General features: G+C 65.9%; 23 protein-coding genes. 4 read left to right on the top strand and 19 right to left on the bottom strand.

The features are described 5' to 3' along the window. Positions 1-6: 6 nt before the first annotated feature. Positions 7-1,251, bottom strand: coding sequence for an HNH endonuclease signature motif containing protein (locus AC4LGL_RS29815; RefSeq protein ID WP_491841892.1), 1,245 nt, complete (start codon positions 1,249-1,251; stop codon positions 7-9). Between the two features lie 80 nt (positions 1,252-1,331). On the opposite strand from AC4LGL_RS29815, the gene AC4LGL_RS29810 reads away from it, so the two are divergent. Next, positions 1,332-2,069: a hypothetical protein gene (locus tag AC4LGL_RS29810; protein WP_491841891.1), complete on the top strand. Its 738-nt coding sequence runs from the start codon at positions 1,332-1,334 to the stop codon at positions 2,067-2,069. Here AC4LGL_RS29810 and AC4LGL_RS29805 read toward each other — a convergent pair. The 14 genes from AC4LGL_RS29805 to fadD5 form a co-directional block, all read right to left on the bottom strand. Next, positions 2,032-2,718, bottom strand: a complete 687-nt coding sequence (locus tag AC4LGL_RS29805; RefSeq protein WP_491841890.1) for a YoaK family protein — start codon at positions 2,716-2,718, stop codon at positions 2,032-2,034. The two genes, AC4LGL_RS29810 and AC4LGL_RS29805, sit on opposite strands and share 38 nt — an antisense overlap. Positions 2,719-2,734: 16 nt before the next feature. Next, positions 2,735-3,661, bottom strand: coding sequence for a mammalian cell entry protein (locus AC4LGL_RS29800; RefSeq protein ID WP_491841889.1), 927 nt, complete (start codon positions 3,659-3,661; stop codon positions 2,735-2,737). Further along, complete coding sequence (locus AC4LGL_RS29795) at positions 3,628-4,188, bottom strand: Rv1363c family protein (RefSeq protein WP_491841888.1); 561 nt, start codon at positions 4,186-4,188, stop codon at positions 3,628-3,630. The genes AC4LGL_RS29800 and AC4LGL_RS29795 overlap by 34 nt, the downstream gene beginning before the upstream one ends. Beyond that, positions 4,185-5,162 carry an RDD family protein gene (locus AC4LGL_RS29790; protein ID WP_491841887.1) on the bottom strand — a complete coding sequence of 326 codons (978 nt, stop codon included), beginning with the start codon at positions 5,160-5,162 and terminating at the stop codon, positions 4,185-4,187. The genes AC4LGL_RS29795 and AC4LGL_RS29790 overlap by 4 nt, the downstream gene beginning before the upstream one ends. Continuing rightward, a complete protein-coding gene (locus AC4LGL_RS29785; protein WP_491841886.1) occupies positions 5,159-5,803 on the bottom strand; it encodes an Rv1363c family protein in 645 nt (214 codons plus the stop codon). The genes AC4LGL_RS29790 and AC4LGL_RS29785 overlap by 4 nt, the downstream gene beginning before the upstream one ends. Beyond that, positions 5,773-7,323, bottom strand: a complete 1,551-nt coding sequence (locus AC4LGL_RS29780) for an MCE family protein (RefSeq protein ID WP_491842011.1) — start codon at positions 7,321-7,323, stop codon at positions 5,773-5,775. The genes AC4LGL_RS29785 and AC4LGL_RS29780 overlap by 31 nt, the downstream gene beginning before the upstream one ends. A 6-nt stretch (positions 7,324-7,329) precedes the next feature. Further along, entirely contained in the window at positions 7,330-8,481 is a 1,152-nt protein-coding gene (locus AC4LGL_RS29775; RefSeq protein WP_491841885.1) for a virulence factor Mce family protein, read from the bottom strand. Continuing rightward, positions 8,481-10,115 carry a virulence factor Mce family protein gene (locus AC4LGL_RS29770; protein ID WP_491841884.1) on the bottom strand — a complete coding sequence of 545 codons (1,635 nt, stop codon included), beginning with the start codon at positions 10,113-10,115 and terminating at the stop codon, positions 8,481-8,483. The genes AC4LGL_RS29775 and AC4LGL_RS29770 overlap by 1 nt, the downstream gene beginning before the upstream one ends. A gap of 9 nt (positions 10,116-10,124) precedes the next feature. Beyond that, complete coding sequence (locus tag AC4LGL_RS29765; RefSeq protein ID WP_491841883.1) at positions 10,125-11,690, bottom strand: virulence factor Mce family protein; 1,566 nt, start codon at positions 11,688-11,690, stop codon at positions 10,125-10,127. Continuing rightward, on the bottom strand, positions 11,687-12,718 hold the full coding sequence (locus AC4LGL_RS29760) for an MCE family protein (protein ID WP_064881270.1): 1,032 nt from the start codon (positions 12,716-12,718) through the stop codon (positions 11,687-11,689). Before AC4LGL_RS29760 ends, AC4LGL_RS29765 begins: the two co-directional genes overlap by 4 nt. Continuing rightward, positions 12,715-13,944, bottom strand: coding sequence for an MCE family protein (locus tag AC4LGL_RS29755; protein WP_064881268.1), 1,230 nt, complete (start codon positions 13,942-13,944; stop codon positions 12,715-12,717). The genes AC4LGL_RS29760 and AC4LGL_RS29755 overlap by 4 nt, the downstream gene beginning before the upstream one ends. A gap of 4 nt (positions 13,945-13,948) precedes the next feature. Beyond that, positions 13,949-14,818 carry an MlaE family ABC transporter permease gene (locus AC4LGL_RS29750; RefSeq protein WP_064881265.1) on the bottom strand — a complete coding sequence of 290 codons (870 nt, stop codon included), beginning with the start codon at positions 14,816-14,818 and terminating at the stop codon, positions 13,949-13,951. A 1-nt stretch (position 14,819) separates the two neighbouring features. Next, on the bottom strand, positions 14,820-15,620 hold the full coding sequence (locus tag AC4LGL_RS29745; RefSeq protein WP_036443857.1) for an MlaE family ABC transporter permease: 801 nt from the start codon (positions 15,618-15,620) through the stop codon (positions 14,820-14,822). A 243-nt stretch (positions 15,621-15,863) separates the two neighbouring features. Further along, positions 15,864-17,453, bottom strand: coding sequence for a fatty-acid--CoA ligase FadD5 (fadD5, locus tag AC4LGL_RS29740; RefSeq protein WP_491841882.1), 1,590 nt, complete (start codon positions 17,451-17,453; stop codon positions 15,864-15,866). 126 nt (positions 17,454-17,579) lie between these two features. On the opposite strand from fadD5, the gene AC4LGL_RS29735 reads away from it, so the two are divergent. Next, complete coding sequence (locus AC4LGL_RS29735) at positions 17,580-18,272, top strand: GntR family transcriptional regulator (protein WP_491841881.1); 693 nt, start codon at positions 17,580-17,582, stop codon at positions 18,270-18,272. A 426-nt stretch (positions 18,273-18,698) separates the two neighbouring features. Beyond that, entirely contained in the window at positions 18,699-19,001 is a 303-nt protein-coding gene (locus AC4LGL_RS29730; RefSeq protein WP_491841880.1) for a hypothetical protein, read from the top strand. On the opposite strand, the gene AC4LGL_RS29725 is transcribed toward AC4LGL_RS29730, so the two are convergent. Continuing rightward, positions 18,998-19,438 carry an SRPBCC family protein gene (locus AC4LGL_RS29725; RefSeq protein WP_491841879.1) on the bottom strand — a complete coding sequence of 147 codons (441 nt, stop codon included), beginning with the start codon at positions 19,436-19,438 and terminating at the stop codon, positions 18,998-19,000. The two genes, AC4LGL_RS29730 and AC4LGL_RS29725, sit on opposite strands and share 4 nt — an antisense overlap. Continuing rightward, the gene (locus tag AC4LGL_RS29720; RefSeq protein ID WP_491841878.1) at positions 19,407-19,871 is read right to left on the bottom strand and encodes an acyl-CoA thioesterase; all 465 of its coding nucleotides are present in this window, start codon (positions 19,869-19,871) and stop codon (positions 19,407-19,409) included. The genes AC4LGL_RS29725 and AC4LGL_RS29720 overlap by 32 nt, the downstream gene beginning before the upstream one ends. Before the next feature lie 26 nt (positions 19,872-19,897). Here AC4LGL_RS29720 and AC4LGL_RS29715 point away from each other — a divergent pair, with 26 nt between their 5' ends. Next, positions 19,898-20,989: an alcohol dehydrogenase catalytic domain-containing protein gene (locus tag AC4LGL_RS29715; protein ID WP_491841877.1), complete on the top strand. Its 1,092-nt coding sequence runs from the start codon at positions 19,898-19,900 to the stop codon at positions 20,987-20,989. Here the strand turns inward: AC4LGL_RS29715 and AC4LGL_RS29710 are convergent. Together AC4LGL_RS29710 and AC4LGL_RS29705 are read right to left on the bottom strand one after the other, a co-directional pair. Next, a complete protein-coding gene (locus tag AC4LGL_RS29710) occupies positions 20,986-22,704 on the bottom strand; it encodes an acyl-CoA dehydrogenase (protein WP_491841876.1) in 1,719 nt (572 codons plus the stop codon). The two genes, AC4LGL_RS29715 and AC4LGL_RS29710, sit on opposite strands and share 4 nt — an antisense overlap. A 9-nt stretch (positions 22,705-22,713) precedes the next feature. Next, positions 22,714-23,610, bottom strand: coding sequence for a sigma-70 family RNA polymerase sigma factor (locus AC4LGL_RS29705; protein ID WP_491841875.1), 897 nt, complete (start codon positions 23,608-23,610; stop codon positions 22,714-22,716). Between the last annotated feature and the right edge of the window lie 57 nt (positions 23,611-23,667).

Below are 23,667 nucleotides of genomic sequence, written 5' to 3'. Positions count from 1 at the left end.
CCGGGGCTAGGCGACTTTAGGCGGTGGTTGCGGTTGGAACGGTGTGTACCACCACCAGTCGGCACGCTCACCGGTAGGTCCGGGGCACGGCGGGACATTGGGTGGGGGTGTGGTGGGTGGACGGGCCAGCGATCCCCCGTGTAGCTGCTTCCCGGTGGGGTCGGTGACGACGAGTTGATGTGCGGGACCGGTGATGGTGATCTCGCCGCGGTGGTGGGCGCGGTGGTGATAGGGGCAGACCAGGACTAGATTATCGAGGTCGGTGGACCCGCCATCTTCCCAGTGCACGATGTGGTGGGCGTGCAGACCGCGCGTGGATCCGCAGCCGGGCACCACACAGCAGCGGTCGCGGTGCTCCAGAGCGCGGCGCAACCGGCGGCTGATGGTGCGGGTGCTGCGGCCGACCCCGATCGGCCGACCCTGGCGTTCCAGCCACACCTCGCAGGTGGCGTCGCACAATAGGTACTGGCGTTCGTCATCGGTCAACACCGGCCCCAGATGCAGGGCAGCGATGCGATCGGCGGCATTCAAATGCACAGCGACGGTGGTGTGCTGGCCGTGCGGGCGCCGCGCCGCCTCGTAGTCCCAGCCCGCCTCGACCAAGCTCATGAACGCATCCGCCCTGTCGGGAAACGGCCGCGCGCCCTCGGCGTCCTCGTCGGTGTCGTGGTCGCGTTTGAAGTCCGCGACCAACGCGTCGTGGTGCGCTTGGCGGGCGGCGTCGAATTTGGCGGCGTCCAAGCGTGGCAGGGTGATCCGGTAGGTGGTGTGTCCGTCGCCCTCGACCCGAGTGAATGACCGCTGCGGCTCAGGTTTCGGGTCAGGTGTTGGACGTGGCTCGAGCTTGACCGCGGTGCGTAACTGCCTGACGGTCGCGACCGCGGCCAACTCCGAATAATGCTCGTCGGACCCGTCGGCGGCTTTCTCGGCGATCACCCCCACTTGATCGAGTGAGAGTCGGCCTTCGCGCATCGCTTCGGCGCAGCGGGGGAACTCCACGAGCCGACGGGCCACCGCAACCACGGTCTCGGCATTACGCGGGGCGATGCCAGTCTTCCAGGCGACAAACGCGGGGATCGAGCGAACGCCGGTGGCTCCGCACAACTCGTCGCGCTCCAACTCCGCCACGATCTCCACGATCCGACCGTCGATCGCATTGCGCTGACCGCACAGCTGCGACAGCTCGTCGCACAGCACCTCCAACCGCCGCACAGGCGTCTCGCCGGCGAAAGAAGATGCCTCCGAATACATGCCACCATCATCCCAAAGGGGACCGACAACTTTTCGGACCACAACGACGACAGCCGCCGCCATCCGGCAAGATAGCTGCGGTGGGGATAAACCTGTTGCCTTCTGCGCACCTCTCCGACGCCGACGTCGCGGGGGCGCTCGAGAATGCCGTGGCTGTCATCAACCCGGTACTCGACATCTTCACCCGATTCGACCCCTTCGGGCTGCGGCGACGTACCCACCGCGAGGAACCCGCCGAGGGCGCCGTCGGCAAGACCCTCGACGTCGCGGCCGCGGTGCTGAACTTCGCCGAGCTGCCGGGCACCAAGGCCTGGGCCGAGATGGATCAAGACGGCCACGTGAAGTGGTGGGTGCATCGGGCCGGTGCGGTGACCACCATCCCGGTGGCATTCCCCGGTGCGTTCGGGGTCATCGCCAACCGCCTCCCGATCCAGGACATCCTGGGGTTCTCCAACCAGGCCATCGTGTTGTGTGCCATGGCCCGCGAGGACGGCGTCACCGACCTCGATGAGCAGGTACGGCTGCTGGGCGCGGTCCTGTGCGACCGTGGCCTCACCAACAGCCCCGCCGACGCCCCGGAAACGCCGCCGCAATCGCTGCCGGAAAAACTCTGGGACTTCGCCGGCAGCGTGCGGGCCGCCGGCGAGGAGATCGCGAAAAGACCGCACCCGCAAAAGGTTTACCGCTACCTCGGGATGCTGCCCGGGGTCGGCGCGGTAGCCGCCTACTTCGGCGAGGTCAATGCCCTGCGACACGCAGCGCACGAAGGGGAGAGCTGGATCAGCGCGCGTTCTCCGCAGGAGCCGGCCCGAACTTGAAGATCAACGCGCTGGTCGCCACCACCACGGCCGCCGCAGCGATCACCGGCGCAACCGTGAACTGCGACACCGTCCCGCCGAGCACCGCACCAACACACATCGTCAGCACCACGCCGTAACGGAGCTTCTCGCGGTCCCCGGTACCGCCCGCCAGCCTGCTGTCGAAGCCGAGGCCGACGATCGTCTGCGTCAGCACCGTGGTGCTCAGTTCCTGGATACCGAACTGTCGCGCAGTCGCGTTCTGGATCCCGAAGGTCATCGCCAGAATGATCAGGATCAGCTTCCGGTTGTCGTCATAGGCCAGCACTCCCGTTCCGCAGAGGACCGAAAGCACAGTCAGCAGAGCGACTTCCACACCCAGTGCGGTGGTCAGCCAATTCCGGACGTGGCTGTCGAGATGGCGCCGCAGGCGCCCGCCCACCACGGTGCCCAACACGAACCCGATAAAGGCGACCAGCGCACCCGTCACATCCACGCCCGAGTGCGGCACGAACCAGAACCCCAGGAAGATCACGTTTCCGGTCATGTTGGCGACGAACACGTGACCCAGCACCAGCACACTGACCGCATCGACGACCCCGGTCGCGAACGTCAACAACAACAGGGCCACGACGGTTGATCGCTGTGTCACCGGTGAGGCGATGGCCATGCCTACATCCTCGCTGCTACAGCTGAGGAGACAAGTCCAATTGGGTCAACGTGGGCATCTGGGTGATGCGCCAATCACCGTCGGTGCGCTGCAACATCAGCCGGAACGACAGATACCGCAGCGACGGAACGTTTTTGGTGACCGGACTGGTCGACACCGTGTTGGTGTAGACGATCGCGGTGGCCTCATCGCGCCCGATCGTCTCCACCGCGGTGCCCATCACCTCGGTGTTGTTGGTGACCTGCGCCTGCTTGTTGGTGGGCACGAGGGTATCGATGAATTGCCGGTACTGGGTGGCGAAGTCGTTGGACAGGTACTTCTCGGCTCGATCGGGCAGAGTCTCGATGTTGTCCGGGTTGTAGGTCCACAACGTGGTGATGGCATCGGCCGACGTCCGCGCCACCTGAAGCTTGGTGGCCACCAGGGCCCGATCGGCCAGGTACGGCTGCAGCATCGCACCGCCGAAAGCCCCGGCCACCACGAACACCGCCGCAGCACCTGCGGCGACGTACGTCAGTCGCTTGCCTGCCTCGCGGTGCGGTACCAGGACCTCGTCCTCGGCCGGTTCAGCATCGGCAGCGTCCTCGGCCTGTTCAGCGTCGGCAGCGTCGATGTCGGCCTCGGTGTCCGACTCCTCCGTCGGCTCAGGTGCAACGTCGGCTTCAGGTTCCGGTTCGGCCTCGACATCACCTTCGGACTCGGTCGCCGCCTTGCGGCGCGACTTGCCGGTCGGGATCCGACGTTCCGGAGCCGACTCGGCCGCGGCTGCATCATCCGCATCGGCGGCGTCGTCGTCGGCGTCCTCGGATTCAGAGACGGACTCCGAGACCGATTCCTCGACCACCGCCTCGGCACGGCGACGCCGCCCGAAACGTATTCTGCGGCGCGGCTTGTCAGGCTCGCCGGTGGTCAGATCACCTGAATCAGCTGGCTGATCTTCCACTGCTGTCCTTCCCAAATCGTCGTCGCAATCCAGCGGCTACCGCTTTCGATCACGGACTTGCCGTCCGGAGATCGGGTGCTGATCTTGGTGGCGACCAGCACGTCGGCACTGCCGTTGTCGTTCCATCTCTGAATGCCGGCATCGAGCACAGCACCCTCTGTCGGTTCCGCGCGCGCCACCTGAACGACGATCTCGTTCTGCTTCTCCTGGAACATCTTTCGGAAATCGCCGGTCGCCTGCTCTTTGATGCGATCGGCATAGTCGTTGGCGTGGAACGGATCCAGCGTCGTATAGACCGTCATGAACTCGCGCACGTAATCGAGCGCCCCGGCACTCTTGATCTCGGCACGGCGATCGGATTCGTGACGCACCAGGATCAGGCTGCTGCCCACGATGGCGGCAGCGATGAGCAGGGCGGAGAGCATTCCGACGATCGGCAGACCCCAACGGATGGGTTCCTTGGGCTCCTTCGGCTCGACGGCGAAGTAGTCAACTTGACCCGGCTCGATCCGGCGACGCGGGCTCACTGTCCGCCTCCGCTCAGTACCGGCCGCTTGAGCACCGTCAGGTTGTCGACCAGCCAGTGGTCGTCGGACTTCTTGAACTCCACCCGCACCGTCGCGGTGATGAACTTCAACTCCTGCGGATTGGTGCCGCGTTGGCCCTGCAGCGCCACCAGCATGGTCGCCGCATCCTTCGTCACGCCGGGCAGCACCGCACTGCTCACGGCCCAGTAGTCGTTGGTCGTGGGGCCGGCTTTGCGCACCGCGTCCTGCTGGGCAACCAGCTGCTGGCGGTAGTTGTCGGTGGTCAGCGCCTGTGCCTTGGTGAAATCCGCGTCGACGGAATCCACCCCGTAGCTGAGGAGTTCCTCGACGATGCGCGGCCCCTGCTCGGCGATCTGCGCCCGGGACTGATCCACGGCCCGGTCCTGCCGGTACACCAGCAGATATCCCAGCCCCACAGCGATTCCGCTGAGCAGCGCGAGCGTCAGCAACATCGCTCCGACGCGGCGCCGAACATCGGACTGCGGCCGGTCGACGCGACGCACCTCGGTGCGGGTCAGCAGATCGGCGAACGTCCGGTGACGCGAGTCCCACAGCGGCCACAGCCAGCCCACGAACACGGCCGCGGTGTCCAGCAGATGGGCGACATCGCGCAGCAGCAGCCGCCCCAGACCGGCATCGCCGGCCGAGGACACCACCCGGATACCGAACACCGATCGGCCGGGGCTCCACCCGGTCAACGCCGGCAACAGAATGCGATTCACACAAGAAACGGCCACCAGCAGGACCAGCCCGCCCGCGTACACCGCCCACCACAACCACTTGCCCAAATCCGTGCCCTGGGCGACCAGCGTCGCCGTCACGATCAAACCGGCCGGCGCCAGCACATCGATGGCGAACGCCCCGGCCCGCGCCGGCCACGACGCCAACCGCACCCCGTCCGTTCCGGTGCCCTCGGCGGCCACCGGTCCGGCGTTGTCCAGCACAGCGGTCACGACGACGTGACCTGGTCGAGCCGCGCGACCTTGTAGTTGCCGTCCTCCGCGCGGGCCATCTTCACCCGCAGCCGATAACCCTGCTCTTCATCGGACTTCTCGCTGTTGGTGACCAACACCCGCACCGCGACCAACAGGTCCATCGACCCGTCGTCGTTGTGCTTCTCCACCGCAGCCCGCAGATCCGAAACCTTCACCTGCACGTTGGCAGCCTGGTAGGCGTCGAGCAGCATGCCGCTGTAGAGGCCGGCCTGCGCGCCGAAGTCACCGGTCGCACATTCGATGATCTTGGTCTGAGCCTCGATCATCGCCTGGGTGTTGGGTGCCTGGGTCGCGGTGACACAGTCCTTGGCCGCCTGCAGGGCCTCGGCCTCGTCGCTGGCGATCCGTTCACTGTCCTGATGCGCACGCAGTGCCAGGTAGCCACCGACACCGGCGGCCGCGGCCAAGACCAGCAGCCCGGCGAGGATCGCCGCCATCCAGCCCCGCCCGAGCCGGGAAGGCCGCGCTGCGGCCTCCTCGGCGTCCGTGGCTGAGATCGGATCGGTGATCTCGGTGACGGCCTCCGCTTGCGGTTCGGTGGTGTGGGGGTCCTGCTGGTCGGCGAGGTTCAGCTGGCTGGCGCCAGCATCTCCTTCCATCCGTCATCTCCTGGTTTATTCGAGTTGGTGACGGAGTACTTCACACCGCCGGGACCGACCACCTCGCCGCTGGACGGACTATAGGTGGCGGTCGAACCTGCTGCCGGAGTGTAGATGCAGGGGTTCGGCTGCTGTCCACTACAACTCACATTGCCACCCCGCGGCGCGGTCAGCGGATCGCTCCGCATCGCCGTTGATTCCGGTGGTGGAAGTTGACTTGCCGGCAACGGGTTCATCCCATTATTCACCGAAGGCGCGGGGATCACCCGGCCCGGATCGACGGGCTGATCGCAGCGCGCGGCCGGGGCCGGGCAGTTGCGGATCTGATTCGGGTCGCCGTACCACGGGTTGGTGCCCAACGGCTGGTAAGGCTCGTTGCTACGGCACTCCGCGGGGGAAGCGGCCCGCTTGCCGGGCACGTCGGCACACGGGTAGTTACGCGCACCACGCACCGCGTTCGGCGCGTCCTTGGGGATCTTGCAGTACAGGCCCTCGGGCAGCGGAGCCTCGGACGTGTCCGCGGGCGAGCGCCACTGCGAGGCCGGCAGGAACCCGGTCAGGCACGGCGGCGGCATGTTGATGCCGAGACCGAAGTGCAGCAGGCCCTTGGGCGCAAAGATCGTCGCGGTCTGGGCGACGGCACCACCCTGGGGCAGTGCCACCAACACCTGCTCGACGTTCTTGTTGTAGCGCTTGAGCATGTCGATGACGATTTCCAGGTTCGCCAGCGTCTGCGGCAACGACTCCTGGACGTCACCGAACACCGAGTTCAGCTGATCGGCCGTCGGTGCCGCCTGCTGGATACCACCCCGCAACGCGGCATCGTTCTGAGCGCTCTGGGCGGCCAGCGTGTTCAGGTTCTTGGCCCACCGCGAGATCGCGTCGCCCGAATTCACCTGGCTGTCGATGATCGGCCCGGAGTTCTCCACGATGTCGTTGACCGAACCGATGTTGTCCTTGAAGTCACCGGCGATCGCCTGGGTGGAATCGACCAGATGCTGCAGTGACGGCCCGAGCCCGCCGACGGCCTGAGCCGTCTCGTCGAGCAGGGTCGCGATCTTCTCCTTCGGCAGCGCCGCCAAGCCCTTCTGCGCCGCGTCGAGCGACGGGCCCACCTCGGCAGGCACGGTGCCCTTCTGGATCGTGTCGCCGCTGCGGAAGTACTCCTTCGCGCCGTCCTTGGAGACCAGGTCGATGAACTGCTCACCGACCGCCGACACCGAGTGCACGTTGGCGCTCGCGTCGATCGGCACCCGGAACTGGTTGTAGATGTCCATCTTGACGTGGGCACCCTGCTCGGTGGGCTCCACCGAGGTCACCTTGCCGATCGTGGTTCCGCGATAGGTCACGTTGGCCGTGGCGTACAGACCGCCCGAGTTCGGGAGATTGGCGTTGAGCTGGTACATCCCGACGCCGGCCCAGGTCGGCAACCGCAGGTAGACCAGCGCCAGCACGACCAGGGCTATCACCGTCAACACAGTGAACAGAACGAGCTGCATCTTGATGAAGCGGGTCAGCAACATGTCTCACTCCCCCCTTTCCACAAGCGGGCCACCAGGTGCGTCGTGCGGGTTCGGCGTGAACCGGACATCCGGGATCATCGTCGCCGGATCGCGGCCCCATGCCTGCTCCAGCGCACGGAGCATGCCCGAGACACCGGTACCGGACAGGAACGCATTGTCCACCGAGCTCAACGTCAGGTCGATCGTCAGCGACACGTTGATGTAGTCGCCGCGCACCGCCTTCGGGATGTTCTCGATGTTGAACGGCACCGTGAGGATCAGCTTGAGCGCCTCGACCAGGTACGGAGCCGAACGGGCCAACTGCTTGAGCGGCCGCTGCAGGTTCTGCAGGTTGGTGTGCAGGTTGGCATTGCTGTTCGACAACGTGTCGTCAGCGGCCTTCGACAAGCGACCCAGCGAGGTCACCGCGTCGGCGAACAAATCGCGCGTGTCGGCGAAATGCTGGATCAGCGGCGGGAACTCGGTCAGCACCCGGTCCAACGTGTCATTGCGCGCCGCAACGATGTTCAACAGCCGGTTGGTCGAATCGATCGCCCGGGTGATGTCGTTGCGCTGCTGATTGAGCTCGTCGGTGAATGTGTCGAGCCGGCCCAGGAAGTCGCGGATCTGATCGGCGCGACCGTTGAGGATGTTGAACACCTCGGTCTGGATGGTCTCGATGTTCGGGATGCCACCGCCGGTCAGGATGCCGGAGATGCCGGCCAGCGTCCGCTCGATCGTCGGGTACGCCGACGACTGCGACAACGGGATGGTGTCCCCGTTGTGCAACTTCTCCTCGGACGGCTTCTCCGGCGGGTTGAGCTCCACGTGCTGCGAACCCAGCAAGCTGGTCTGGCCGATCTTGGCCAGGGTGTTCTTCGGCAGCACGATGCCGGGCTCCAGGTCGACGGTCAACGTCGGAGTCCAGTTGATCAGCTCGATCTTGCGGACCCGGCCGACGAACACGTCGCGCACCCGCACCCGGCTGTTGGCGTTGAGCGCCAACGTCTCCGGCATCTGCACGTACAGCGTGGTGTGACCGGACTCAGTGCCCGGCCCACCCGGCAGCGGCACGTTGGCGACGCCGCGCCACTGTCCACACGAGGTGAGGATCAGCGCGGACGCCGACAACACCGCGACGCGTCGACCGACGCGACCCCAGTTACGTGTCTCCATTAGCCCTGTCCTCCGACCTCGGCAGGCAACGCCGGTCCGGCGGGAGCCGGAGCCGGAGCGGCCGGTGCGGGACCCGACATCGGGTCACCCGGGATCACACCCGGCGCAGGCGCCGGCGGCGGTCCGGGCTGCGGGTACCACGGCGGCGGCAGCGGGTTGGTCTCGTTGTACGAGTTCGGCGGACCGGGCAGGTTGCCTCCCGGAGGAGCCCCGAACGCCGGCGGGGCCGGCGGCGCCACGATGTCCGGGCCACCCATCAACTCGGACAACGACTCCGGGGTCAGCATCTGCTGCGTGGCCGGCTGCACCTGCACACCCTGCATGCCCGGCGCCACGGTCCAACCCGGCTCGTGGTTGCCGTGCGAGAACAAGGTGTCCCGCGACCAGATACCGGGCACCGTGGTGTCCTTGTACCCGCCGGGTGGCTGCAGGCGGGACTCCGAGTAGGAGATCTGCTTGGGCAGCGTCATCGCGGTGTTGGCCAGGTTCTGGCCGAACGGCAGGAAGTTGAACTTGATCGCGTCGAGGATCGGCGCCAGGTACTGCGCGCACAACTCGGCCGAATCCTGGTAGCCCAACCGACTACCCGCCTGAATCGAACTGCAGATGAACTGCAGCGGGTTGGAGAAGTTGGTCAGGCCCGGCAGAACCGGCAGGCTCACGATGCCACCCTGATTGGGCGAGACGATGTTGAGCACGTTGGCGGCCAGGTTCGGGTAGGAGTGCAGCCCCTTCTCCAGACCCGCGCGCGGTTCCGGTTGCAGGATCGCCGTCGTCGCCTCCGACAGGTTGTTCACGTCGTGAGCGAGCACCCCGCCGTTCTCGTCCAGGAACTCACGGGTGGTCTTGAGCACCCGGTTGAGATCCTGCAGGGCCGTCGCCAGCTCCTGGTCGGTGTTGGTGAACGAGTTGGTGAACTGCGCCAGATCCTGGTTGAGCGCCACGAACTGCTGATCGCTCTTGTGCAGGGCGTTGACGAACAACGCCAGGCTCTTGACCACCTGGAAGAAATCACCGCGGCCCTGGTTCAGCGTGGTCAGCGCCTCCGACAACCCGTTCAGGGTGCGGTTGAGCTGCTCCCCCTTGCCTTCGAAGCCGTCGGCGAAGGAATCGATGATGTCGCCGAACGGCCCCTTGGGTTGCTCGGCGGTCGGACCCAATTCGTCGAGCAGACGGGTGATCTGGTTACGCAGCTCGTCATATTCGACCGGGATCTGGGTGTTCTCGATCGGGATCACCGCGTTGTTCTGCAACCGCGGCCCACCGGTGTACGGCGGGGACAGCTGGATGACGCGCGAGGCCACCAGGCTGGGGTTCAGCACGGACGCCGTGACGTTCTCCGGCACCTTGTACTTGTTGCTGACGTGGAAGACGACCTTCATCTTGTCGCCGTCGGTCTCGATGCTGTCGATCGCGCCGACCTTGACGCCCATGATGAGCACCTTGTCGCCGGGATACAGCGCCAGCACCTCGGGGAAGTACGCGGTGACCGTGGTGTTGGTCATCTTCTTGTACAGGCTCAGGCCGAAGTAGCCCAGCACCAGGGCAGCCACCACCGCCAGCGCACCGACGATGACAGATGCCCGTGATGCCTTGGGCAACTTGATGTTTCGAACGTTGAAAACTGTTGACATGTTTGCGGCCTATCCCTGCGACCCGGGCGGAAGGAACGGCGGGTTACCCGGAAGCGGCGGTGTACCCACCGGCCCCGCGTCCGGCCCCGGTCCCGGCGGTGCCGGGGGAGCGTTCAGCGGTCCCGGATGCGGTGCGTAACCCGGGATGGGTCCCGGCGCCACCGGCAGCGGGGCGATCGGAACGGTGCGGGCTCCCGGCGGGCCGGGGAGCAGATCGACCGGCGCGCCCGGCTGATCGGGCGGCATCTGACCGGGGATGGCCGCACTGGGCACACCCGGCGAATGCGCGATGCCGTCAGGATTCGGTGCCGACGTCGCGAGGTCCGGCGGACCGTACTCCGGGCCACCGAACGGACCCTGCGTGGCCGCCGCACACGGCATCGGGTTGCCCGGCGACGGGATTCCGGCCGCGGTCGGCGTGTACGAGCACGGCGACCCGGGCGGGACGGCAGGTCCCGGATGCTCCGGGGTGCCTTCCAGCGGTGTCGGAGCCGGCGGCGGAGCACCGTTCTCGAACCGCTTGCCGTTGGGATCGGGGAACCGCGACGACGGCAGGCCGGCGTTGCGCCAGAACTCCTCGGGATCGATGCCGCGCTTCTTGAACGCGGAATCGACGAACGGCTGCAGGATCTGCGGCGGGATCAGGTTGACCAGCATCACCTTGAAGTACGGGCCGGAGGCCAGCGCCTCGGCCAGCGAGGTGATGAACTTGCCCGCCACGGTCAGCGTGTCGGCCAGATCCTGCTTGCGCTCGACCAGCAGATCGCTGACCGTGCGCAGCTGCTCCAGCACGTGGTTGAGGTTCGGGTTGTCGTTGATCAGGCCCTCGACCTGACGCGACACCGACGAGACCCGCTCCAACAGCATGCTCACGGCCTGGCCGCGCTCGTTGACCGCGGCCAACAGGGTCTGGGCATTCACCAGCAGCTGGTTCACCTGCGTGCTGCGGTCACCGAGGATCGTCGCCACCTTGTTGGCGTTGGCCAGCAGCTTCTTGACATCCTCGTCGCGCTTGCCGATGGTCTCGGAGAACTTGGCCACACCGTCCAGCGCGGCACTCAGGTGCGGCGAGGTCTGATCGACGGTCTCCGACAAGACATTCAGCGAATCCTTGACCGACTTGGTGTCCCAGCCCGACGCGTTACGCGTGACATCGAGGAACGCGTCGTAGATCTGGTACGGCGTCGTCGTCTGGCCAAGCGGCAACATCCCGCGCGGCGGCAGGGTCTGGCTGCCGCGCGGCTGGATCTCGATGTTCTTCCGACCCAGGATCGTGTCGGTACGGATCGCCGCGCGGCTCTCGGTGCCGATCGTCTTCCCACCGAGGGTGTAGCCGATCTCGACCTTGTCGCCGTTGATGTCCATGCTCTTGACGGTGCCGACATCCATACCGGCGATGCGGACCTTGTCGCCCAGGTTCAGGCCTCCGGTGTCGGAGAACTGGCCGTAGTACGTCGGGACCGCAAACAGCATCGGCACACTCGTCAGCGTCGAACCGACGCCGATCACCAGCGCCACCACCGCCACACCCATCAGGCCTTTGCGGAAGCGGTCGGAACCTTGCAGTGTCCTCATCGCGGCGTGCACCTCCCCGACGGCTGTGAAGCGAGTCTGACGGTTCGGACGGGTCCGCCCGGCTGCAACCCGTTGAGCTTCAACGAAAGGTCGCAGGCATAGAAGTTGAAGAAGTCACCGTAGATGCCACCGGCACGGCCGATGATCTTCAACGCCTGGGGGAACTGCACCAGGATGTCGTTCAGCTGCTGCTTCTGGTCGATCAGCGGCTGCTGGATGACCTCGAGCTGACCGATGGTGTCCTTGAGCAGCGGGCGGTTGTCCCCCAGCAGATCTGCCAGTGAACCGGCCGCGTTGCTGATGTTGGCCACCGAGGCTCCGATCGGATCGGCACGGTTCTTCAGCCCCGTGACCAGCGTCTCGAAGTTCTTCAGGGTGTCGTTGAACTGCTGCTGATGCGCCACGGTGGTGTCCAGCACGATGTTCAGGTTCTTGATCACCTCGCCGATCGCCTGATCCCGGTCGGCGATGCTCTGGGTGAGCTGCGCGGTCTGGTCCAGGATGTCGTTGATGGTGCCGCCCTGGCCCTGGAAGATCGTGATGATCGACTGGGAGATGGTGTTGACCTTCTCCGGGCTCAGCGACTGGAACAGCGGACGGAAGCCACCGACGAGCGCGTCGAGGTCCAGAGCCGGCTCGGTGCGCTCCAGCGGAATGGTGCTGCCGGGAGCGATCTTCGTGTTGCTCTCGCCCCGCTTGAGTTCCAGATAGCGGTTACCGATCAGGTCCTGGTAGCGGATCGCGGCCGTGGTCTCCTCGAACAGCGGCAGCGACTTCTCGACGTTGAACGTGACCTCGGCCTGCTGGCCACCGTTGACCAGCTTCACGGCCGAGACCTTGCCGACCTCGACACCGGAAGCCCGGACGAACTGCCCGGTGCGCAACCCGCTGACGTTCTTGAAGATCGCCGAGTACTCGGAGGTCCGGTTGAACCGGATCTGGCCGAAGACCACGAAGATGATCGCAGTGAAGGTGAGCAGCACCAGTGAGAAGATGCCGAGCTTGATAAGCGTGCCCTTGATGCTCATGGGTTGATCGTGTTCTCCCCCACTTGGCGTCCCCACACATACTCGGCGACGAGAGGTTGCCCCAGCTCGAGGTGGTTGTACGGCGCGATCGATGCTCCGGTGTCCATCACCAGGTACGGCATGGGCCACAGGTCCTTGGTGATCGGCTGCCAGCAGCCGGGCCGGCCCTCGGGCCCACCCTTGGCGTTGACCCGCGGCAGGTTGTCGGGATAGACGTACGGGTTGCCCACGCCCATCACCAGCGACTGGGTCTGCAGCGAGTAGCCGTTACCACCAAGTGCGCCTGCGAGTTTCGGGCCGGCGTCGTGGTAGTTGCGGATCGTGCAGAACAGCGCCGGGCTGTACTTGTCGAGCAGTGCCGAGGTGGGCAACAGGTCCTGGGCGCCGCGGACCAGGTACGGGCCGCCGCGCTCGAAGATGTCGCCGCCGGTGTTGCCGAAACCGACCGCAGCCACCAACGCCTGGTCCAGATTGCCGCGCTGCTCGTTGAGGGTGCGGGCGGTGGTGACGGCGTTGGTCAGACCGTCGAACAGGTCCGGTCCTGCGTTGGCGTAGACCTCGCCGAGGTCGGCCAGACCGGCGATGTCGCGACGGATCTGGGGCATCCGCGGATTGAGATCCGAGAGGATGTCGTTGCCGTTGACGATCGACTGGCCGAACTTGTCCCCCAGCCCGTCGAGGGCCTGCGCGGTCGCCGTCAGCGTCTGGTTCAGCTTGATCGGGTCGATCTGCTCGGAGATCGCGGTGATCGTTTCGAACAGCGTGTTGAACTCCGTCGTCACACCCTGCGCCCGGATCGGCGTGGAGGGCGACAAGCGCTCCGACGACGGGTTCGGCGGCGACAGGAACGAGATGTACTTGTTGCCGAACACCGTGGTGGCCCGCAACTCTGCGCTCACGTTCTCCGGGATCAGCTTCAGATACTGGGGTTTGACGTCCAGGATCAGCTTCGCCTCGGGGTTGTTGTCGACGGTGACGACGTCGATCGAGGCCAGTCGCCCGATGGGCACCCCGTTGAAGGTGACCTTCGAACCCGGGTCCATCGACAGACCGGCCCGACCCGACAGCACGGTCAGCTGTGTCTTCTTCTCGAACGTTCCGCGGAACTGCATCCACGTCAACGCGAAGACCACCATGGTGACGAGGGCGAGGATCAAGCCGGCCAGCTTGTACGGCGGGACCTTCGGCTTGTTCAAGGGCGCGTGCGGCACTGCAGGCTGGGTCATGCCGCTACACCGTGAGGTTGAAGTTGGGGTCGGTGCCGTAGAGCGCCAACGATGCCAACAGGACCACCAACACGATTGCGATCAACGAGGTTCGCATCGACCTCCCTACTGCCTCACCCACACCGACGGCACCGCCACTGGCGTAATAGCCGAAGTAGCAGTGGTTCAACATGACCACGATCGACATGACGATGACCTGAAGGAAGGACCACATCACGTCGTCGACGCGTAGGAACGTATGGAAGTAGTGCTCATACGTACCGACTGACTGCGAGTAGAAGACCGTCGTGACGAACTGCGCAGACAGGAAGGACAGCAGGACCGCCCCGGCGTACAGCGGGATGATGACGATCGAGCCGGCGATCAGGCGAGTCGACACCAGGTACGAAATCGACCTGATACCCATGACTTCCAGCGCATCGACCTCTTCGCTGATCCGCATGGCACCAAGCTCTGCGGTGGCACCGGCGCCGACTGTCGAAGCCAGGGCCTGACCCGTGACCACCGGGGCAACGACGCGGATGTTTGCCAACGCGGCGAAGAAGCCGGTGAAGGCCTCGACACCGATATTGCCCAGGGATGCGAAGCCCTGAATGGCGATCAAGGAGCCGGCCGAGAGGGTGACGAAACCGATGATGGCCACGGTGCCGCCGATGACGGCCATGGCGCCGGTACCCATACCGATCTCGGCGACCAGGCGCAGGGCCTCACGGCGGTAGTGCCGGAACGCATGCGGGATGGAGCCGATGGCCTGGACGACGAACCACGCGACGTGGCCCATGCTGTCGAGGAACCGGGCCGGAGTGCCCGCGATGTCCGAGGTGCGCGAGAAAGCCCGGGGGAACCGGGAGCGAAGAACTGTTGCAGTACTCATGTCAGTGCCCTGTTCCGAACCGCACACCGATGGTGGTGAGCACGACGTTGACTGCGAACAATGCCACCACGCACAACACCAGGGTCTCGTTCACCGCGGTACCGACGCCCTTGGAGCCACCGGCCACCGTCAGGCCCCGGTAGCAGCCGACGAGTCCGGCGATCAGGCCGAACAAGGTTGCCTTGATGACCGAGATCATCACCTCGGGGAATCCGGTGAGCAGGGTCAGGGTGGACACGTACGCACCGGCGGACACGTTCTGGACGTACACGCCGAAGAAGAAGCCACCGATGAGGCCGATGGTGATGACCGCACCGTTGAGCATGAAAGCCACGAATGTGGAGGCCACCACGCGCGGGACGACCAGCCGCTCGATCGGGTCGATGCCGAGCACCTCGAGCGCGTCGATTTCTTCACGCACGGTGCGGGCTCCGAGGTCTGCGCAAATTGCGGTCGATCCGGCGCCGGCCACCACGAGCACGGTCACCAGCGGACCGAGCTGCGTCACCGCGCCGAGGGCCGCGCCCGCGCCTGAAACATCGGCTGCACCGAACTCCGCCAACAGGATGTTGAGGGTGAAGATGATGAGCACGGTCAGCGGGATCGACACCGCGAGCGTTGGCAGGAATGCCACGCGGATCAGGAACCAGCTCTGAAGCACGAATTCCTTCCACTGGAAAGGCCGTGTGAGAAAGGCCTTTCCAGTGAGCACAGTCATCTTGAAGAAGCCACCGACCATAGCCAGCGGCTTCTCCAATTGACCACGTACGTAGCCGACGAGCCCGTCGGCGGGCGCCGTCACCGGTGCGCCCCCTGGACGTGTCGCACGCCCCCTCCTCGTCGCCTGTCAGCTTGTGTGATCCGTCTCTCCCTACTCACGAGTAGTAATTGAGACCACCGGACTGTACCCGATGGAAACCGGGCCGTGCACTGCATCGGGTGGATTGTGCCATCAACCGTTAACAAGGGCGTGCAAAGACAGCAAACTTTCCCCGCGACCTGCAGAAACCCGTTGACGCGGAGTTACTTTCGTAAACGTCAACCGCTACTGGACGTTGATCGGAGAACCGAACCGCTCCCGGAGTTCGGTCTTGAGTACCTTGCCCGAGGGGTTGCGGGGCAAAGCGTCGACGATCTCGATCGCCTTCGGGTGCTTGTAGCGCGCCAGGCGCTCGGTGAGGAAGCCGTCGAGATCCCCGAGGTTCAGTACGTCTCCTCGACTCAAAGCGACCACCGCAACCGGAACTTCGCCCCACTTCTCGTCGTGGCGCCCGATCACCGCGACCTCGGTGATGGCGGGGTGCCCGGCCAGAACGTTCTCGACCTCGGCGCAGTAGATGTTCTCGCCGCCGGAGATGATCATGTCCTTCTTGCGGTCGACAACCCAGATGTAGCCCTCCGCGTCCTGGCGCACCAGATCGCCCGAGTGGAACCAGCCGCCGGCGAACGCCTCGGCGGTGGCCTTCGGGTTGTTCCAGTAGCCCGCCATCAAAGTCGGGGCGCGGTAGACGATCTCACCGACGTCGCCGACCGGGACGTCGTTCATGTTCTCGTCCACGATGCGGGCCGAAACGGTGGGGATCACCTGACCGACCGAGCCCAGCTTCCGAATTGCGTCGTCTGCCAACAACATGCAGGTGACCGGGGACATCTCGGTCTGCCCGAACGCAGCGAGGATCTGGCTGCCCGGGAACGTTTCGGCCATTGCGCGTAGCAACGTGTCCGACGCCGGCGCAGCACCCCACGACAGCGCCCGCAGGCACAGGTCGCGTGGATTGGCTTTCTGCTCGGCACAAACCGCCTGCCACTGCGCGGGCACCAGGAAGATCGCGGTGACCTTCTCGGCCGCCAGTACGTCGAGCAACGCACCCGGGTCGAATGCGCCCAGCGGATAGATGACCGTCGGCAGGCCGAGGGTCAGACCTGTGTTCACGTTTCCGGCGACACCGGCGATGTGGAACAGCGGGACTCCGATGAAGCCGACGTCGTTGTTGATGTCGACACCGGTGGTGAAGAGGTTGGTCATGCCCTGTCCGACCAAGTTGTTGTGCGTCAGCACCGCACCCTTGGGCCGGCCGGTGGTGCCGGAGGTGTACATGATGAGCGCCGGGGCATCGCTGGGGATGTCGACCGGTTCGACGGGCGGGCCGTCTTCGGCGATCAGGTCCTCGTAGCCGAGGACACCTTCTTCTGTGGGGGCGTCGGCCACGATGACCGTTGACAGCGTGGCATCGAGATCGCGTACCGCCGTGGCGACTCCGGCGAGCACGGGCTCGGTGACGATGACGCGGGCCTCGCAGTCGCTGACCAGGAAGGCCACCTCGGGTGGGGTCATCCGGAAGTTCACCGGCACTGCGATCGCGCCGAGCCTGTTGGCCGCCAGCATCGCCTCGATGAACTCGGGGCGGTTCAGCATCAGGATCAGCACGCGATCGCCGAAACCGACCCCGCGCCGGCTCAGGGCGCCGGCCAGCCTGGTCACCCGGTGGTCGAGCTCGCGCCACGTGGTGGTGTGCCCCAGGAAGCGCAGGGCCGTCTTTTCGGGCTGCATCAGGGCATGCCGGGTCAGTTGATTGGCCCAGTTCTGACGACGGGCCAGGTACGGCTGCTCAGTGGGGAACGGCTCGGCAGTCAACGGATCTGTACTCCATGGGTATTGAGTTGCACGAATTTTATATTTGATCAAACATGGGGTTGCCCCGGTCACACTATGGCCTCGGCGCCTCGGCGACAAGCCCACCAGAAAGGCGACCGGATTCGCGTGAATGCACCTGCCAGAGCGGCCGTGCAACGTCGTCGCGGGGGACGGCGCGAGCAACTTTCCGACGAGGTTGCCGCCCAACTGCGGGCCGAGATCATGACCGGCGTACTGCGCCCCGGGACGTTCATCCGGCTCGACGAGACCGCGGCGGCACTCGGAGTCAGCATCACCCCGGTGCGGGAGGCGCTGCGCACGCTCCGCGGTGAGGGCATGGTGCAGCTGGAGCCGAACCGCGGACACGTCGTGGTGCCCTTGACCCGCGCCGACGTCGAGGACATCTTCTGGCTGCAGGCCACCATCGCGCGCAAGCTGGCCGCCACCGCCACCGCCCGCATCACCCCGGCTCAGATCGACGAGCTGGAGCGGCTCAACGCCGAGCTTGCGACCGCCGTCAAGGAGCAGGACCCCGTGGCGATCTCGTCAGCCGAGTTCACCTTCCACCGGGCCTTCAACCACGCCAGCGGCCGGATCAAGCTGGCTTGGTTCCTGCTGCACGTCGCGCGGTACCTGCCCGCGCTGATCTATTCGACCGATCCGAAGTGGGGCACCGAAGCCGTCGAGAACCACCGACTCCTGATCGAGGCGCTGCGCCGGCGCGATCAGGAGGCCGCAGTGGAGCTCAACGCCAACCAGTTCACCGACGCCGCCCAGCGGCTGATCGCGCGGCTGACCGAGATCGGGATGTGGGACTGACGGCGCCCAGTCGGGCCGCCCGCGTGTCCGTGTCGGCGTGTCGGCGCAGGACGGCGACATCCGATCTGCCCGCCTACGAGCGACAATTCAGCGACAATCGCCCCATAGACATCGTCAGCACCGGCGGCCACACGGACGTTCAACACTTCCGCCACTCCAGATGACGCCAGTCCCGTGGGTAACACATTTCGGGTTGCCCACCTGCGAGCGACAGAGTCGCTGACAGGTGGGCACTGGACGGATGAGGCTGACGATGCTGCCGTGGCGCTGGAGACGAATGTGACAGCCAGACTTGAGGCTGTTGAGACGCGCGGCAACGTGTGAGGCGATTGTCGCTGGATTGTCGCTGACAGCCGGGCACATCGGATATGTCACCGAAATCCCGGACCGGCATGAATTGTCAGACCGCCTTGGCACCGTGACTCCATGGCGGACAAACTCCTGCTGCGGGGCACCAACCTCCGTTACGTGCTCACCATGCAGCTGCTCCAATACGGCCCACAATCGGTCGCCGACCTGGTCGATGCCCTTGAGGATCAGGGGTTCACGACCTCGGGGCGCGCATCGAAGTCGATCTCGGACGCCCTGCGCTGGGAGATGAGCCACGGCCGGGTCTACCGGGTCAGGCACGGTCGATACCGCCCCGCCGAGATGCCACGAGCCACCGAGCACCGCATCCGCAATCGGGTACTGGAGCTCCGTGCGGCAGCGGCGGACCGGGCTGCCTAGGCGGACAGTTCCTTCACCCTGGTGACGAGTGCGTTGGCCAGGTGGTCCAGGGTGTCGCCGATGAGCTTCTTGACCATCATCGCCGGGATCGGCAGCTTGACCTCGACCTCGAGATCGACCTGAAGCAGCGTGTTGTCCGGGCCCAGCGGAACGACGGAGAAGCGCTGCTCCTGCTTGGTGAAGTGGTCGCCCTGCTGCAGCACGGTGTAGATCTGGTTTTCGGCGGGGTAGTAGACCGCGTTGATGAAGGTGCCGGACTGACCCTGGATCTCGACGTCCATACGCAGCTGGCTGGGCCGGCCGTCGTCGTAGCGGGCCAGGATCCAGCAGCCCTTGATCTCGGGGTTCCACTGCGGGTAGGCCTCGAAATCGCCGACGATCGCCATGATCTTCTCGGCAGGGGCATCAACCTCGACGGTCTTGCTCACGAGTGGCATCCGGCGAGCATATCGACTGCAGCAGATCGCGGATCACGTCGGGAATCGGTACCGGGCGGCGCGAGGTCCGATCGACGTAGACATGTACCCAATGGCCGACCGCCGCGACCGGCCCATCCGGCTCGAAGAGTCCGAGTCGGTAGGTGACGCTGCTGTTCCCCAACCGGGCCACCGCCAGACCGACCACCAGCGGGTCGGGGAACTTCAGCTCCGCGAAGTAGCGGCACCCGGACTCGGCGACCACACCGAGCCAGGGCGCGGTGACCGGATCGACGTCGCAGTTGGTGTTGATCCAGGCGTTGATCGCCGTGTCGAAGAGCTCGTAGTACACCGCGTTGTTGAGGTGGCCGAACATGTCGTTGTCGGTCCACCGGGTCAGCACCGGCCAGTGGAGGGGAAAGTCCCCGCGGGTCAATTCAGCTCCGTCGGTCATTCCGGCAGTCTGACAGGCTGGAGGTCATGAAGATCCGCGGCGCCGTCCTCGAGCACATCGGCCTCAACCGTCCGTACGCCGAGTCCCGACCGATCCGGGTGAGCGACCTCGAACTCGCCGAGCCCGGCCCGGGCGAACTTCTGGTCCGCATCGAGGCCGCGGGTCTGTGTCACTCCGATCTGTCTGTCGTGGACGGCAACCGGGTACGACCGGTCCCGATGCTGCTGGGCCACGAAGCCGCCGGGATCGTCGAGGCCGGTGACACCGATCTGCCGGTGGGCCAACGGGTGGTGATGACGTTTCTGCCGCGCTGCGGAGATTGCCCCGCATGCGCCACCGACGGCCTCACCCCGTGTGGTCCGGGATCGGCCGCCAACGGCGCCGGCACCTTGATGAACGGCGACATCCGGCTGATCCGTGACGGCGAACCGGTGTTCCATCACCTCGGGGTGTCCGGCTTCGCCACCTACGCCGTCGTGGACCGTCGCTCGGTGGTGCCCGTGCCCTCTGATGTCCCGGCTGTGGTCGCGTCGCTGTTGGGGTGTGCCGTGCTCACCGGCGGTGGTGCGGTGCTCAACGTGGGCACGCCGCGGCCGGGCCAGACCGTTGCGGTCGTCGGTCTGGGTGGTGTCGGCATGGCTGCCGCCCTGACCGCGCTGGCCCACGACGACGTCCGCGTCATCGGTGTGGACCAGCTGCCCGACAAACTGGCCCGGGCCCGTGAACTCGGTGTGCACGAGACCTACACCCCTGAGCAGGCCGCCGACCTCAAGGCCGACATCGTGATCGAAGCTGCCGGTCATCCCGCCGCATTGGAAACCTCGATCGCGCTGACCGGGCCGGGTGGGCGCACGATCACCGTCGGCCTGCCCCGCCCAGACGCCCGGATCTCGGTGTCGCCGTTGGGTTTCGTCGCCGAAGGCCGGTCGCTGATCGGCAGCTACCTGGGCTCGGCGGTACCGGCGCGCGACATTCCGCGTTTCGTCGAACTCTGGCGGGCCGGCCGGCTGCCGGTCGAATCCCTGGTGTCCGACACGATCACCCTCGATCAGATCAACACCGGGATGGACGCCCTCGCCGACGGTCGAGCCGTGCGGCAGATCATCGAATTCGACTAGAACCAGCCGTCGCGCATCTCGAGCGTGGTGTGGTCCAGGCTCTCGAGCAGATCCAATTGTGGTGCGGTCCTGGGCAGTTCGTAACGGAAGAAGTACCGGGCGGCCTGACGCTTACCGTCGTAGAAATCCCCGGTCCGGCCATCGGCCGCAAGGAACTGTTCCAGCCAGATCCAGGCGACGACGATGTGACCGAACGCTTCCAAATACACCGCGCTGTTGCCCATCGCGGCTTCGATGTCACCCGAGGCGAACATGGCAGCGGTGACGGCGACCAGCCGCTGCCAGGCCGCGTCGAGCTGTGCGGCCAGTTCGGGCGCCGCATCCGAAGCCGCCGCGGCCGTGGCGGCGATCCGCTCGCCTAATGCCGCGAGGCCCGCCCCACCGTTCTGGGTCACCTTGCGCCCCAACAGATCCAGGCTCTGGATGCCGTGGGTGCCCTCGTGGATCGGGTTCAGCCGGTTGTCGCGGTAATGCTGCTCGACGTCGTATTCGCGGGTGTAGCCGTAGCCGCCGTGCACCTGGATCGCCAGATTGTTGGCCTCCACGCACCACTGCGACGGCCAACTCTTGGCGATCGGGGTGAGGATGTCGAGGACAGAACTGTCCCCGGCGGACCCGGTGTCGACCAGCTTGGCGCAGTACAGCGCCAGAGCCAGACCGCCCTCGACATAAGCCTTCTGCGCCAACAGCATTCGCTTGACGTCAGCATGTTCGATGATGGGCACCTGCGGGGTCGACGGATCCTTGACTCCCAGCGGCCGGCCCTGGGGACGCTCGCGCGCATACTCCAGCGACTTCAGGTAGCCGGTGTACCCGAGAGCGACGGCGCCCATACCGACACCGAGGCGGGCCTCGTTCATCATGTGGAACATATAGATGATCCCGCGGTGCGGTTCGCCGACGAGATAGCCGACCGCGCCGTCGAAGTTGAGCACAGTGTTGGTGATACCGCGCTGCCCCATCTTGTGGTTCAGTCCGGAGATGGCGACCCCGTTGCGGCTTCCGTCGTCAAGGTACTTGGGCACGATGAGCAGTGAGATGCCCTTGGTCCCGGCCGGCCCGCCGGGAATCTTGGCCAGCACCAGGTTGACGATGTTCTCGGTCATCTCATGCTCGGCGCCGGAGATCCACATCTTCGATCCGAACACCCGATAGCTGCCGTCGGGCTGCGGTTCGGCACGCGTGGTGATGTCGGCCAGCGACGATCCGGCCTGGGTCTCCGACAGCGCCATGGTGCCCGAGAACCGTCCGGCCAGCATGGGTTTGACGAACCGCTCGATCTGCTCTGCCGAGCCGAAACGGGCCAGCAGGTTCGCATTGGCGATGGTGAGCATCAGATAACCCGATGTCGACACGTTGGCCGCGGCGATCCAGGCGAACGCGGCCTGCGCGACGGTGACCGGCAGTTGCGCACCGCCGAGTTCGTCGTCGAAACCCATGGCGATCAGGTCGGCCGCCGCGAACGCGTCCCACGCCTCTTTCACCTCGGGGATCAGCGTGACGGTCTGCCCGTCAAATGTCGGCTCGTTCGCATCGCTGAGCTTGTTGTGCGGCGCGAAGTAGCGGGTCGCGAGTTGCTCGCACAGATCCAGCACTCCGTCGAACGTTTCGCGGGAGTGCTCGGAGTACCGGTCCAGCTTCGTGAGCTTTTCGACGTCCAACCACTCGTAGAGCAGGAAGTCCAGGTCGCGCCGCGAGAGGATGGTCGACTTCATGCGGCCAGGTTAATCGCCGGAAGGCGGCTCGGGCAGTGACATCCTGGCCAGCCGTCGCGGGTCGATGATCGACACGATCCCCACCAGTCGACCCCCGTCGACGATGCAGGCCATCACGCTGAGCGGGCGACCGGTCGGACCCCACGCCAGGATCCCCGGCTCGCCGTTGACCGACACGCGCCGGGCCAGGACGCGGGTCCCCTGGCCGCGCCGGACCGCGGCGACGATCGCGTCCGATCCGGTCCCGACGGTCACGCCGGTGGCCGTGTACCGCTGCCAGCTGACGTCGGGATCCAGCACGCGCAGCAGGGCATCGAAGTCGCCGTCGCGCGCGGCGGCCAGGAAGGCGTCGACCACCGCACGCTGCTCCTGCTTCCGTCGGCGGCCCCCGGTGGGCGCCGGCACGTCCTGCACCTTCCGGCGCGCACGGCTGGCCAGCATCTTGACGGCGTCGCTCGACTTGTCCAGGATCTGCGCGATCTCGGCGAACGGCACGGCGAACATGTCGTGCAGGACGAACGCGAGGCGCTCGTCCGGACGCAACGACCCCAGCACGACGAGCATCGCCAGCCCGACCGAGTCCGCGAGCACCGCGGCGTCCTCCGGGGAGTCCTCCCGGATATCTGAGTCCTCGGTGACCACCAGATCCGGAATCTCGGCGGTGGGCGTCACCTCGGCGCGGCTGGTGCGCGACCGCAACATGTCGATGCAGATGCGGCCCACCACAGTTGTCAGCCAGCCCGCGACGTTCTCGATCGAGTCCGCGTCCTGACGAGACAGCCGTAGCCATGCTTCCTGCACGGCGTCCTCGGCATCTGCCCGGGAGCCGAGGACGCGCTGGGCGACCGCGAGCAGTCGGGGCCGCTGCCCTTCGAATGCCTCCGCCAAAGATGCCTCAGGTGTCATCAGTTACCTCTCCTCGCGCCGACCCGTCATAAGAGTGACGAGTCGACAGGGCTCGAC

It is taken from the genome of Mycolicibacterium arcueilense, from assembly GCF_058536225.1.
The sequence above is the reverse complement of the archived record's forward strand: the minus strand, read 5'-3'. Positions and strand labels throughout refer to the sequence as shown.